Annotated in this window: 12 protein-coding genes; 4 read left to right on the top strand and 8 right to left on the bottom strand. The window is 32.7% G+C overall.

From position 1 onward, the window contains the following. Nucleotides 1–8: 8 nt before the first annotated feature. Together ANASTE_RS09285 and ANASTE_RS09280 are read right to left on the bottom strand one after the other, a co-directional pair. Nucleotides 9–365 carry an Asp23/Gls24 family envelope stress response protein gene (locus ANASTE_RS09285; protein ID WP_007050762.1) on the bottom strand — a complete coding sequence of 119 codons (357 nt, stop codon included), beginning with the start codon at nucleotides 363–365 and terminating at the stop codon, nucleotides 9–11. Between the two features lie 169 nt (nucleotides 366–534). After that, entirely contained in the window at nucleotides 535–1,143 is a 609-nt protein-coding gene (locus tag ANASTE_RS09280; protein ID WP_007050761.1) for a hypothetical protein, read from the bottom strand. 382 nt (nucleotides 1,144–1,525) lie between these two features. Here ANASTE_RS09280 and recF point away from each other — a divergent pair, with 382 nt between their 5' ends. The 4 genes from recF to ANASTE_RS09260 are packed head-to-tail and all read left to right on the top strand — an operon-like array spanning nucleotide 1,526 to nucleotide 7,681. Next, on the top strand, nucleotides 1,526–2,626 hold the full coding sequence (gene recF, locus ANASTE_RS09275; protein ID WP_007050760.1) for a DNA replication/repair protein RecF: 1,101 nt from the start codon (nucleotides 1,526–1,528) through the stop codon (nucleotides 2,624–2,626). Continuing rightward, the gene (gene gyrB / locus ANASTE_RS09270; protein ID WP_007050759.1) at nucleotides 2,626–4,536 is read left to right on the top strand and encodes a DNA topoisomerase (ATP-hydrolyzing) subunit B; all 1,911 of its coding nucleotides are present in this window, start codon (nucleotides 2,626–2,628) and stop codon (nucleotides 4,534–4,536) included. Before recF ends, gyrB begins: the two co-directional genes overlap by 1 nt. 12 nt (nucleotides 4,537–4,548) lie before the next feature. After that, nucleotides 4,549–7,017 (top strand): DNA gyrase subunit A, encoded by a 2,469-nt coding sequence (gyrA, locus tag ANASTE_RS09265; RefSeq protein WP_007050758.1) that lies wholly within the window; start codon nucleotides 4,549–4,551, stop codon nucleotides 7,015–7,017. 16 nt (nucleotides 7,018–7,033) lie between these two features. Continuing rightward, a complete protein-coding gene (locus ANASTE_RS09260; RefSeq protein ID WP_039945517.1) occupies nucleotides 7,034–7,681 on the top strand; it encodes a lactate utilization protein in 648 nt (215 codons plus the stop codon). 29 nt (nucleotides 7,682–7,710) lie between these two features. Here ANASTE_RS09260 and ANASTE_RS09255 read toward each other — a convergent pair whose 3' ends face one another. The 6 genes from ANASTE_RS09255 to pyk all read right to left on the bottom strand — a co-directional run bounded on the left by ANASTE_RS09255 (nucleotide 7,711) and on the right by pyk (nucleotide 13,619). Then, entirely contained in the window at nucleotides 7,711–8,187 is a 477-nt protein-coding gene (locus tag ANASTE_RS09255; protein ID WP_007050756.1) for a hypothetical protein, read from the bottom strand. Nucleotides 8,188–8,254: 67 nt separating this feature from the next. After that, nucleotides 8,255–8,704, bottom strand: coding sequence for a bactofilin family protein (locus ANASTE_RS09250; RefSeq protein ID WP_007050755.1), 450 nt, complete (start codon nucleotides 8,702–8,704; stop codon nucleotides 8,255–8,257). Between the two features lie 263 nt (nucleotides 8,705–8,967). After that, the gene (locus tag ANASTE_RS11520; protein WP_198004109.1) at nucleotides 8,968–9,885 is read right to left on the bottom strand and encodes an immunoglobulin-like domain-containing protein; all 918 of its coding nucleotides are present in this window, start codon (nucleotides 9,883–9,885) and stop codon (nucleotides 8,968–8,970) included. A 167-nt stretch (nucleotides 9,886–10,052) separates the two neighbouring features. Next, nucleotides 10,053–10,976 (bottom strand): RluA family pseudouridine synthase, encoded by a 924-nt coding sequence (locus ANASTE_RS09240; protein ID WP_007050753.1) that lies wholly within the window; start codon nucleotides 10,974–10,976, stop codon nucleotides 10,053–10,055. 1 nt (nucleotide 10,977) lies between these two features. Further along, nucleotides 10,978–11,850, bottom strand: a complete 873-nt coding sequence (locus ANASTE_RS09235; RefSeq protein WP_007050752.1) for a YitT family protein — start codon at nucleotides 11,848–11,850, stop codon at nucleotides 10,978–10,980. 41 nt (nucleotides 11,851–11,891) lie between these two features. Next, nucleotides 11,892–13,619 (bottom strand): pyruvate kinase, encoded by a 1,728-nt coding sequence (pyk, locus tag ANASTE_RS09230; protein WP_007050751.1) that lies wholly within the window; start codon nucleotides 13,617–13,619, stop codon nucleotides 11,892–11,894. Nucleotides 13,620–13,622 lie beyond the last annotated feature (3 nt).

The raw sequence follows: 13,622 nt of genomic DNA, 5'->3' as shown, positions 1-13,622 counted from the left end.
TAGTTATTTTATTGATTAGCTCTTACGCTTTGAACGTGAACATTGATTTTCTTGATTTTTAGTCCCGTTTGTTTTTCTATATTATATTTTACAGTATCTATCAAATTTTCAGCAACAGTAACAATTTTCACGCCAAATTCAACAATAACATAAATATCAACAACAAGTCTTCCGTCTTCATCTACTACCTTGACACCTTTTCTAAGGTTTTCCTTTTTTAACAGTTCTATGATCCCGTTGGTAACGCTTCTGCTTGCCATCCCGACAATACCGAAACATTCCATGGCACAAAGCCCAACCATTTGTTCAATGATTTCTGTAGAGATATTTACATCTCCTATATTATCCGTCATTTTAGCGTACATTAAAATTATCTCCTTAATTAACTATATTTACCTTTATTATATCATAATAAGATTTTAAAAAAATTAAACTTTTGTTATTTTTTTATTTATTTCAAAGGTAATATATCATAACATAGACAATTAAACAATAAAAAAGAAGAGGAAATCTCTTCTTTTGATAAAATATACTTTATTTTGCAAAATTCAATAAAGATAATAGATATGTTATTAAAACGATGGTAGATATAACCGAAGGTACATGCTGAATAAACATCATTAGAAATTCTGATACTTTAAGTTTAACCAGCTTAACGCTTCTTCGTCTGCTCGGAAGATCCGATTCGGATACCTTCCCACCTATTATGGCATATATGAAACATAAAATATAAATAAACAAACCGAGCACCGTAAAGCTTAAATTACTCTCACCCGTTAAAACACCTATAAACCCTACGCCCATAATACTGCATAACTTAGGAACTTCAAATATACATCCTATAGCTAAAATCAAGAAGCCCAATAACATTACCACATTTACTATATTATTTATTCTTGTAAATCTGTTATCGGCAATGCTTTTAATAGAACCATATTTAACTTTGGAATGAAGATAACTCATAATTATCAAACTTACAAGAAGCAATGCGGAAGATACCGCAAAGTATCCGTAAATACCTCCGATTGAATCTAATTGCTGTGCAGTAAGAGTACCAAAGGTTGAAGGTCTTGAAAATAATATCAAAGATAATAATGCCACTACTCCGTAAAATAAACTTGATTCTTTAAGAAATTTCTTCATAAATTCGACTCCGTTTTCGTAAATTATCTTAACTATTATATAATAAAATATAATTTAATCAAATATTATATTTAAAATAAGTGATTTATTTTTTGTTGATTATAAGATATTTGAGATTAAATTAAAAACATCATAGAAAATAATAAAATTATCTAATTAAAATATGATTTTGAAAATCCTTGTTTCAGTTTTTATTATCTATTTTTATAAATATTTCGACTCTTTTTCACAGGCTTTTTAAGAAAAAAAATACATATACCCAAATGTCCTTCTTGAAACTATTAAAAAAGTTTAAAATACGGGCTTTTATGAGCTAAAATACTAGCAAAAAAAAGCAATATATGCTATAATATTTTTATAAAACCTAAAGGGGTTTTTTTATATGTATATAGAAAATATTGAGATCACGAATTTTAGGAATATAGAAAAAATAAATACTTCCTTCAATAAAAAGTATAATATTTTTTATGGGAAAAACGCACAGGGCAAAACTAATTTTTTAGAAGCCCTTTCTTTAACTTTAAACGGAATGTCTCACAGAGAGAAAAACACCTCCAATTTTATAAAAAACGGAGAAGACTTTTCCCTTATTTCTGCTAAAGTCATAAAAGAAGACGATATAGATACTTTTATCAAATGTGTAATAAAAGATAAAAGAAAATATGAAATAAATTCTTCGCCCATAAAAAGCAGGACAGAACTTTTACGAGAATACAACCTGGTAATGTTTACTCCCGAGGATCTTAAGATCATAAAAGGGTATCCTGCGGACAGAAGAAAGTTTTTAAATGAAAGCATAAGCCATATATTCCCAAGTTATCACAGTGCTTTAAGAAAATACAATAAAGCACTCAAACAGAGGAATGCCATCCTTAGGGATTATTCAAAAAGGAACATAGCGTCCAGCTTACTTGAAGTTTATGATGAGACTTTATATACAATCGGAAGCGATATAATAAAAATCAGAATAAACGTATTAAAAAAAATAGAAAAAATCACCAATGAATTAAATAAGGAAGTAAGCAAAGATGAAGAAGTAAGATTTTTTTATTCTTCAAATGTACTTGAAAATGCAAAGGATTTAAAGGATATAAAAAGCTTATATAAAAAAGCATTAAAGAATTCCAGAAATGATGACTTGATGAAAGGCTCAACAACCATCGGCGTTCATCATGATGATATAAATATATTTCTAAACGACCTTGATACAAAAAAATTTGCTTCTCAAGGTCAGCAGCGAAGTATTTCACTCTGCATGAAATTATCTTTAATCAAATTATTACATGATAAATTTGATGACTATCCTATCGTCTTACTGGACGATGTGATGAGTGATTTAGACAAATTCAGACAAAAACAAATCTTAAACTTAATTAAGGACACACAATCATTTATAACTTGTGTCAATTACTCTTTTTTAGAAGATATAGATGATTATAAAATATATAAAATAGAAAAAGGGAATTTAATGGGAGGTAAATAGTGGCTAAACAAAACAGCAATTATGATGCTAGTAAAATCAAAGTATTAGAAGGCTTGGAAGCCGTTAGAAAAAGACCCGGAATGTATATCGGCAGCACCGGGGAAAAAGGACTTCATCACTTAGTTTACGAAATAGTAGATAACAGTGTAGACGAAGCTTTAGCCGGATTTTGTAAAAATATAGTTGTTACCATCGGAGAAGGTGACACGATAACAGTAGAGGATGACGGTAGAGGTATCCCTACGGGAATGAATGAAAAGTATAAAAAATCTGCCGTGGAAATAGCGCTTACGATGCTTCATGCCGGAGGTAAATTCGACTCGGGTACATATAAAGTATCAGGCGGTCTTCATGGTGTTGGGGTATCTGTAGTTAATGCTCTTTCAGAACATTTAACCGTAAATGTTTATCAAAACGGACAAGTTTACGAGCAGAAATACGAAAGAGGAAAGCCTATTACAGGACTTGAAGTGGTAGGGAAAACAAAAAGAACAGGTACGACTGTATTCTTCAAGCCGGACGGAGAAATATTCAGCGAACTTGTTTTCAATTATGACACTTTAAAACATAGGATAAGAGAACTTGCATTCTTGAATAAAGGTCTTAATATTACCTTAAAAGATACAAGAGAAGGTAAAGATCAGGAAGAATCTTTCCACTACGAAGGCGGTATCATCGAATTTGTAGATTATGCAAACAGAGGCAAAGAAAAATTAACCCCTGAAGTGATTTACTTCGAAAAAGAAAGCGATGTATGTATGCTGGAAGTTGCCATGCAGTTTTCCACAAGCTACTCCGAAAGTATTTATTCATTTGCAAACAATATAAATACTGTTGAAGGCGGTATGCATGTAAACGGATTTAAAACAGCTTTGACGAGAAGTATAAACGCTTATGCAAGAAAATATAACATCCTTAAAGACAATGAGGAAAACCTATCCGGAGATGATATCAGAGAGGGGCTTTGCGTAGTAATAAGCGTAAAACTTGCTGACCCTGAATTCGAAGGACAAACAAAAACAAAACTCGGTAATCCGGAAGTAAGAGGATATGTTGATACTACAGTAGGAGATAATATTTCATCTTATCTCGAAGAACATCCACCGGTAGCAAAGATTATCGTTGAAAAAGCGTTGACGGCTCAAAGAGCAAGAAAAGCAGCAAGAAAAGCAAAAGACTTGGTAAGAAGAAAAAGTGTACTTGAAAGTACCGCTCTTCCGGGTAAACTAGCAGACTGCAGAGAAAAAGACCCTTCCAAATGTGAAATCTATATAGTCGAAGGGGATTCAGCGGGAGGTAGTGCAAAGCTTGGCAGGAACTCAAAAACTCAAGCTATCTTACCTCTTAGAGGTAAGATCCTTAACGTTGAAAAAGCAAGACTGGATAGGATTTTAAATACAGACACGATTCGTTCCATGATCACTGCTTTCGGTACTGGAATATCCGAAGAATTTAATATCGAAAAAGCAAGATATCATAAAATCGTAATAATGACCGATGCCGATGTCGACGGTGCTCATATCAGAACATTATTACTTACTTTCTTCTATCGTTATATGAGAGGACTTATCGATGCGGGATATGTATACATCGCTCAGCCGCCTCTATATAAACTTGAAAAACAAAAGAAAGTATGGTACTTATACTCCGATGAACAGCTTGAAGAAAAGCTTCAGGAAATCGGAAGAGATAAGATAGGTCTTCAAAGGTACAAAGGTCTTGGAGAAATGAACGGCGAACAGCTTTGGGATACAACTATGAACCCTGAAAACAGGACTCTTCTTCAAGTAAGTATCGATGACGCCGCATATGCGGATGAAATATTCTCTATTTTAATGGGAGACCAAGTACAGCCAAGAAAAGACTTCATAACCGAAAATGCAAGAAAGGTTCAAAACCTAGATATATAGGAGGTATAAATAATGGCAAAAAAAGAAGAAATTCAAGATATACATGGAAGAATAGAAGACCGTGACATAGTCGAAGAAATGCAAACCTCCTATATAGATTATGCCATGAGCGTAATCGTAGGAAGAGCCCTTCCCGATGTCAGAGACGGTTTAAAGCCGGTACATAGAAGAATATTATATTCTATGTCCGAACTTAATCTATCATATGATAAACCTTACAGAAAAAGCGCCAGAATCGTTGGGGACACAATGGGTAAGTATCACCCTCACGGCGACAGTTCGATATATGATGCAATGGTTAGACTTGCACAGGATTTCTCAACGCGATATCCACTTGTAGACGGACACGGTAACTTCGGTTCCATTGACGGTGACAGCCAGGCTGCCATGCGTTACACCGAAGCTAAAATGACCAAAATGACAGGTGAAATGCTTAGAGATATAAGCAAAGAAACCGTAGATTATGCTCCTAACTTCGATGAAACATTAAAAGAACCGGTTGTTCTGCCAAGCAGATTTCCTAACTTACTGGTTAACGGTTCAAACGGTATCGCAGTAGGTATGGCAACAAACATACCTCCTCATAACTTACGAGAAGTTGTCGATGCGATAATTGCTTTAATAGAAAATCCAAATATTGAGATAAATGATTTGATTAAATATGTCAAAGGTCCGGACTTCCCCACAGGCGGTATCATAATGGGTAAAACAGGCATATATAATGCCTACACTACGGGAAGAGGAAGAATTAAACTTAGAAGTAAAACTCATATAGAGGAAATAAGCAAAAAAAGACAAAGAATAGTAGTAACAGAAATACCTTATATGGTAAATAAAGCCAAAATGGTTGAAAAAATCGCTGATTTGGTAAGAGATAAGAAAGTAGTCGGTATTTCAGATATCAGAGACGAATCCGACAGAAACGGTATAAGAGTTGCTATAGACTTAAGAAAAGATGTAAATGCTTCTATTATCTTAAATCAGCTATATAAGTATACTCAGCTTCAAGATACGTTCAGCGTAATAAACCTTGCACTGGTAGACAACCAACCTAAAGTACTAAACTTAAAAGAAATATTAGTACATTATTTAAATCATCAAAAAGATATAATCGTAAGAAGAACAGAATATGATTTAAAGAAGGCAAAAGCCAGAGCACATATAGTTGAAGGTCTTCTCATCGCTCTTGATAACATTGATGAAATAATCAAAATTATAAGAGCAAGTTATAACGACGCAGAAGAAAAATTAATGGAAAGATTTGATCTTTCCGAAGTACAGGCAAAAGCTATCGTCGACATGAGACTTAGAAGACTGCAGGGCTTAGAGAGAGAAAAACTTGAAAATGAATATGCAGAACTTCTTAAAACAATCGAATACTTGGAAAGCGTTCTTGCAAGTGACGAACTTGTAATGAGCATCATCAAAGAAGAACTTAGCGAAATAAAAGATAAGTACGGAGATGAAAGAAGAACGGCATTTGAAGTAGACGATGAAGACTTCGATATGGAAGATTTGATAGAAGAAGAAGACATAGTAGTTACAATAACTCATGTCGGATATGTAAAAAGACTTCCTGCAAGCACTTATAAGACTCAAAAGAGAGGCGGAAAAGGTGTTACGGCACTCTCTACTAGAGAAAACGACTTCGTTAAACATCTATTCTTTACAACTACACATCACTATATAATGTTCTTTACGAACAAAGGTAAAGTATACAGGCTCAAAGGTTATGAAATACCTGACGCATCAAGGATAGCAAAAGGTACGGCAATAGTAAATCTGCTTGCGTTGGATCCGGGAGAAAAGATAACCGCAGTTATACCTATTAAAGAATTCAAAGATGACGAATACCTTGTAATGGCAACCAGAAACGGGGTATTTAAAAAGACAAGCTTAACAGAATATGATTCTTCAAGGAAAAACGGTATCGTAGCAATAAACCTTGCAGAGGACGATGAGCTTATTGGAGTATCTTTAACAGACGGCAATCAAAACATAATCCTCGGAACACATAAAGGTCTTGCCATCAAGTTCAATGAAGCAGATGTAAGAGCTATCGGAAGAGTATCCAAAGGAGTTAAAGGTATAAGTTTAAAAGACGATGATTATTTAATAGGAATGGATATAGCCACCGATAATGCTTATGTACTGTCTGTTACAGAAAAAGGTTACGGAAAAATAACAAAAACCAACTTATATCCTACACAAGGAAGAGCGGGAAAAGGTGTTCTTAATTATAAACTCACAAAGAAAACCGGAGCACTTTCAGGAATGTGTGTAATAGAAAAAGAAAAAGACGATATAATGGTTATAAGTATAGACGGAACTGTAATAAGAATAGATACAAGCGGGATTTCCCAAATGGGTCGAAGTACATCCGGAGTAAAAGTTATGACTCTTGATGAAGACGTAAATATTTCAACTATTGCTAAAGTTCCTTCTCAGGATGAAGAAATAGATGATCCTGATGAAGAATAATTAGGAGATGAATAAAATGGATTATAATGAAAGTATTAAAAAAATAAATAAACAAAAAATACTTACGACTATTGACGCTCTTAAAAGAAACAACATGGACGCAAGATACTTTGAAAGTAAAGAAGAATTATTGAATGCAGTAAAAGAAATGGTTCCCGAAGGTTCCACTACTGCCCTCGGCGGTAGTTACACGATCAAACAGATCGATGGATTGACAGAACTGATCAAAAGCTACGACTTTAAAGACAGAAAAAAAGAAGGCTCTACCAAAGAAGAAAAAAGACAGATAGCAATGGAAGCAAACTTTGTTGATTACTATTTCATGAGCTCTAACGCCATAACAGTAAAAGGAGAGCTGTATAATGTTGACGGTACGGGAAACAGAGTATCAGCACTTATATATGGTCCCGACAATGTGGTGGTTATAGCGAGCCCAAACAAAATAGTATCGGATGTCGACGCAGCTATAGACAGAGTTAAAGAACAAACCGCTCCGATGAACTGTGAAAGACTGAATATGGATACACCATGCAGGAAATTAGGCAGATGTGCTAACTGCAGGAGTATGGATAAGATTTGTATATTCTATACACTTACAGGTTTCCAAAGAAACAAAGACAGAATAAAAGTATTCTTCGTAAACGATGATAGTTTGGGACTATAAAAATAAAAAGACCTTTTAAAAGGTCTTTTTTATTTATAATTTATTTTGGACTCCCACTGCATTAATATATTGTCATTATTTTGTATCAAATTAAAAAATCGTTTATAATTAATATAAAACTTTTTAATCTTAAATATTATATTGTTACCTATATACATTTTCATTTCATCCTTACAAACCACTACTTTGGTAAAATCAGATATTTTATATATTTCATCCTTTAGAGCTGAAGAGTAATATATAGTATATTTTTTTTCATTTATTTCCCATTTTTTACTTATATACATAAGTCCGAAAATGAATGAAGCAAGTGCTAAATTAAAAGATAACATCATAATCAAAGTTTTATTAAGCACTACAAAAACAAGACCTATAAGGATACATGTAAATGATATCGCATAAAATAATTGCATTTCGGTTTTTGGAACTTGAACATAGAAAATATCTTTGGATATTATATTTTTACTTTTCTTTTTTATTTTCGATTTCTTGACTTTAACTTTCAACAATATCTCCTTAATTTAAGAAAGTGCCTACAATTGTAAACACTTCTCATAATATAACTGATATTTTTTATTCTTCTTCATTAGTACTTTCATCTTCATAGGATTCATCTGCAATAAACTGCTCCAAATCCGTAAATTCCTCTTCCATTTCAAATAAATCAGAACTTAAAATTGCATCCCTAATGATTTCTATTTTACCCTTTATCATTGCCCCTTTATCGATTTTAATATTGGAAGCTTTTAGATTACCGAGTAAAATTGCATTGCTTTCAAGATTTATAGAGTCTTCTGCTTCTATATCTCCCTTTATAACCCCGCCGACTTCTACATTTTTAGTAGAATTGATGGAGCCTTTTACGCCTCCCAAGACGGTTATATCATCTTTAGTATTTATCGATCCTTGAACGATTGTATTTTTTGTAATCAAGTTTCCCTTAATAAGACCTAAAAAACTCTTAGCCTTGCCGCTGTCATTATTACTGAGTTCTTCTTGATTTTTCCCTGAGAAAATACCCATAGTTTACTCCCCTTATGTTATTTATTATTACCTAAAAGTTTACTTTTTGTGACAATCATGATATGATGATTTCATAATCAAAAAGTGTATAAAATGACATTAAAATACTTAAATATATAGATTTATACTTAATTTTTTACCTGTTACCAAAAAGTAAACAATTTTTACCAAAATATTTATAAATTTTTATTTGCATATTTTATTAATAAAAAAATACATGGATCTAAAATTTATAAAACAAATAAAAAAAGACCCTTAGGTCTTTAATTTATATTAAAACTATTTTTTACATCATTCCAGCTTTTCCCGGCATATGATAAATCAATATTCTTATAATCCAAAAAACGTTGAAGTCTTAAATCATTACCGGTTCTATATAATTTCATTTCAGCAAATTCATAATCCGGCTTTTCTCCGTTTTGCCAATCCGAAGTATCATAACTTACAAGTAATGTAATTTCATTACCCTTTTTTTGCATACTGCTTACATGCCCGCTGTAATTTAGACTATCTCCGGTCTCACCAAAAGAATAGCTTGCTCTTCCGTAGTTGTCATAAAAACTCAATACCAGATTTTTACTCTTGTTGATATACTTTCCTTCAAGTCCTTTTATTTTTTCAATTGCAATATAAGGCCTTATTACCTTTATTTCCATATCCTTTATTGCTTTATTCCCGCTGGAATCTTCGGCAGTAACTTTAATATTATACTTACCTATTTTAGTCGTATCAACATTTCCCTCTACTTTTATTTTATCCTCGGATAACTTCCCGTCTATATTATCTTCAGCTTCGATGAATTTAGTGATATTAAATTTGCTTTTAAAAGGAATACTGAGTATATCTAATTCTTTTATTACGGGAGGAGTCGTGTCGACTACATTAAAATCAACTTTTACCTCTTCTTTGTCTGTACTTCCTTTTTCTCTTAATATATAACTTATCGTTTTTTTACCGACTTCCAAACAGTTTACTTTTTTATTCAAAGGTTCTATTACATATGTATCTTTGTATTTATCTTTTAATTTTACAAACTCGGAGACATCTATGTTTTTTCCTGCTTCAATATCCTTACTTACAATTGATATTTTTTCTTTTCCATCTTTTTTAAAGCCGATGAATATTAATAAGACAAAACAAATTATAACTATACCTATAATAAGTTTTTTATTATTATTCATAAAATCTTTTATGTCCATATTCTATTTTCACCTATTATTAAATATTAAATTTCTAATTCCGTCTATTAATTATATAAAATTACAGAACTCAAAATTTATTTTAATTATAATCAATAAATATATCATATATTGTCAAATTACTAAATACAAACCGTAAAATTGAATTTTTACTCACCTAATTCTTTTAAAACATTTTTCAAGTCCTTTGGTAGGTCACTATAAAAAGTTTTATCTTCCGTAACGATCTCTTTATATTTTTCACTATATTTTAATGTCAGTTTGTAACAATGAAGAAATTGTCTGTTTATTTTAAAATCATCTTTATTCCCGCATTGTTTGGATTTATTATATTTCCTATCCCCTACTACCGGAAAACCCATTTTATCCAGCTGGGAACGTATTTGATGCGTCTTTCCGGTAATAAGCCTTACCTCAAGCAAAGTATGATATTTATATCTCTTTTTTATTATAAATTCTGCACTTACTTCAAAAGAACCATCAACCTTTTTATTTCCAAGGATCAATTTATTTTCTTTATTATCCTTAATCCCATAATGCGTAACTTTACCTTCTCTGTCAAAGTCACCCCGTACTAAGGTTAAATATCTTTTATCGATCAATTTATTTTTAGACATCTCATTTAAAAGCATTAAAGCTCTTCTATTCTTTCCCGCCAGTACTATACCGCTTGTATTTAAATCAAGCCTTGTAACAATACCCGTAGATTTTGAGTTTAAATAGCTAATAAGATTACTCACAATATCTTCTTTACTGCTTCCGTCTGCTTGTGAAAGTATACCTGATGGTTTATCGATAAGTATAATGTTTTTATCTTCATATATGATATTTAAATTATTAGTATTTAATTTACTATGTAAATTATCTTGTTTAAATACTTCATCAGATAAAAAGAACTGGACTTTATCCAGTTTCTCGGTTCTATAGCTGCCTTCTTGCTTTTTACCATTAACTTTAATATATTTTTTTCTTAACAGTTTTTGAATCTCGCCCTTTGAAAGGGTCGTTACTTTGGATATAAACCTATCTAATCTCATATCCATAAATTCTTCGGTTATGATTATTTCTCTCATTTTATTCTTCCGTTACACCTTTAAACCCTTCTCCAAGAACCTCACTGACTTCAGCCAATATTACGAAGGCATCAGGGTCAATATCGGAAATAAGCTCTCTTAAGACCGCAACTTCCATCCTGCTTACAACACATAATAATATATCTTTATCTTCATTACTGTATCCACCTTTTGCTTTAATAAAGGTAACCCCTCTGTCAAGGGTTTCAAATATGGCATTTCTTATGCCTTTAGGGTCTGAAGTAAAAATATAGAAAGCCTTTGTATAACTTGTACCTTCTTGAATAAAGTCGATAACTTTCGTTGCAATAAATATATTTATTCCCGAATATACCATTATCTCGAAATTCCTAAAAGCAATCCCGGCAATTAAGACAACCATTCCATCTAATATTAAAATCAAATTACCCATAGTAAAATGCGGAAATCGCTTTTGAATCAAAAGAGCTAATAATTCTGTCCCACCGGTCGTACCTTTAAACTTAAATAGAAGTCCGACACCGACGCCGAAAACTATACCTCCAAAAACTGAAGCTAAAAATAAATCATTTGTAATATCGAACTTACCTGTCATTATATCTATGAAAAATGAAAATGCGAAAGTCCCGTAGAGAGTTTTAAGAAAATTAATTGCACCCATATCTTTGTAAAGTATTACAAAAAGAGGAATACACATAATAAAAGAAACGGCTCCTACCGGAGCCCCTGTAAATGAATAAATGACAGTGGCAAGCCCTGAAAATCCGCCGGGAGCAATATCAAGTGGAATACAGAATGCAGCAAATGCAAATGCCATTATCATACATGCAAGTGTCACAAAAAACATATCCACTAAAAATTTCAATATATTGCCCTTCTTCAAACCTTTTTCCATATCAAGCCTCTGTCATTTCTGTTATATTTTAATATTTTATATTAGTTGATTTTATACAAAATACCTCTTGAAGCATCTAAAGTAACTTTTTCTTTATCTTCATATCCTTCAAAAGACTCAACACCAACCAATGTAGGGATATCAAGTCCCTTTAATTTCATTTCAACTTCATTAGGGAAAGCCTTTTCGCTGTAAACTACACCGCCGGCTTTTTCTATTAAATCCATAGCTTTTGAATCAAAAGAAGTTAATGCTAATATCTCTCCTTCTTTGAAGTCAGATAATCCTTTATTATAAATCCTTAAGCCGCTTCTTACTCTGCCTCTGATCAGTCCTGCACCTTTAAGTACATGTTCGCCGACAGTTTCGATCCTTATAGAGTTTGTTGTTCCTTTTACCCCCAAAGGAATACCCGCAGTAATAACTACCATATCTCCGTTTTGAACGTGGAAATGATCTTTTGCACTCTTGATAATAGTTTTATAAAGTAATTCCACATCCGAGAACACATCTATCTTATAAGCTTCAACACCCCAAACAAGAGATAATCTTCTTTGTACATATTCTTTATCCGTATAAGCCACTATATCACAGTTAGGTCTGTATTTTGAGATCCTTCTTGCAGTATAACCTGAGCTTGTAGGTGTAAGTATTGCTTTTGCATTTAGAGAATCAGCGATTTGTACTGTTGATAGACTTACTGCACTGGTCATACTTTGGTCATTTATATATTTACTTCTGGTTCTGAAATCACTAGCTAACTTACCTTCTGCCGATTCAGCTATTATACCCATAGTCTGAACAGCTTCAATAGGATATTTACCTGCCGCGGTTTCTCCCGATAACATAATTGCATCCGTACCGTCAAAAATAGCATTGAAAACATCCGTTACTTCAGCTCTTGTTGCTCTAGGGTTGTTTATCATACTGTCAAGCATTTGAGTAGCGGTAATAACAGGTTTGCCTACGTAGTTACATTTCTTGATAATATCCTTTTGAACTATAGGCACTTCTTCAGCAGGGATTTCAACGCCAAGGTCACCTCTAGCAACCATTATTCCGTCACTGGCTTCAATGATCTCATCTATATTGTCTACACCTTGCCTGTTTTCGATCTTAGAAATTATATGGATATCTTCTCCGCCGTTATTATTAAGGACCTCTCTTATAGCGAAAACATCTTCTTTACTTCTAATGAAAGAAGCAGCTACAAAATCAACATCATTTTTTATACCAAATAATAAGTCATTCGTATCTTTTTCGGTAAGAGCGGGAAGCTTGATATTAACTCCCGGAATGTTGATACTCTTATGATTTTTAACGGGACCGCCGTTATCTACTCTAAGGATTACGTCTTTACCTTTTATTTCTCTAACAGTTAGTTTAATTAAACCATCATCAATAAGTACTACATCGCCTTTTTTAAGCTCTTCAGCTAAATGATCATAAGTCGTGGAACATTTATTTTCATCTCCGAGTTCATCTCCGACTGTAAGAGTAAACATGCTGCCTTCTTTTAAAAATACTCCGCCGTCTTTAAATTTTTTAGTCCTGATTTCAGGACCTTTTGTATCAAGCAAAATAGCTATAGGCTGATTTAATTTTTGTCTGATTTCTTTGATAGTATCAATTCTTCCTTGATGTTCTTCATAATCTCCGTGAGAGAAATTAAGTCTTGCAACATTCATTCCCGAAGCGATCAAATGTGTCAATACCTTTTTATCTTCGCTTGCGGGACCGATTGTACAAACAATTTTTGTTTTTTTCATAAT

The sequence above is a fragment of the Anaerofustis stercorihominis DSM 17244 genome (genome assembly GCF_000154825.1).
Lineage (GTDB): Bacteria > Bacillota > Clostridia > Eubacteriales > Anaerofustaceae > Anaerofustis > Anaerofustis stercorihominis.
Note: the sequence above shows the minus strand (reverse complement) of the source record. Positions and strands in the feature narration are given on the sequence as shown.

What these genes read in the sequence shown, in the direction of transcription:
- ANASTE_RS09285 (WP_007050762.1), bottom strand. Translation starts at nt 365, where the DNA reads ATGTACGCTAAAATGACGGATAATATAGGAGATGTAAATATCTCTACA.
- ANASTE_RS09250 (WP_007050755.1), bottom strand. Translation starts at nt 8,704, where the DNA reads ATGGGTATTTTCTCAGGGAAAAATCAAGAAGAACTCAGTAATAATGAC.
- ANASTE_RS11520 (WP_198004109.1), bottom strand. Translation starts at nt 9,885, where the DNA reads ATGAATAATAATAAAAAACTTATTATAGGTATAGTTATAATTTGTTTT.
- ANASTE_RS09240 (WP_007050753.1), bottom strand. Translation starts at nt 10,976, where the DNA reads ATGAGAGAAATAATCATAACCGAAGAATTTATGGATATGAGATTAGAT.
- ANASTE_RS09235 (WP_007050752.1), bottom strand. Translation starts at nt 11,850, where the DNA reads ATGGAAAAAGGTTTGAAGAAGGGCAATATATTGAAATTTTTAGTGGAT.
- gyrA (WP_007050758.1), top strand. Translation starts at nt 4,549, where the DNA reads ATGGCAAAAAAAGAAGAAATTCAAGATATACATGGAAGAATAGAAGAC.
- pyk (WP_007050751.1), bottom strand. Translation starts at nt 13,619, where the DNA reads ATGAAAAAAACAAAAATTGTTTGTACAATCGGTCCCGCAAGCGAAGAT.
- recF (WP_007050760.1), top strand. Translation starts at nt 1,526, where the DNA reads ATGTATATAGAAAATATTGAGATCACGAATTTTAGGAATATAGAAAAA.
- ANASTE_RS09260 (WP_039945517.1), top strand. Translation starts at nt 7,034, where the DNA reads ATGGATTATAATGAAAGTATTAAAAAAATAAATAAACAAAAAATACTT.
- ANASTE_RS09280 (WP_007050761.1), bottom strand. Translation starts at nt 1,143, where the DNA reads ATGAAGAAATTTCTTAAAGAATCAAGTTTATTTTACGGAGTAGTGGCA.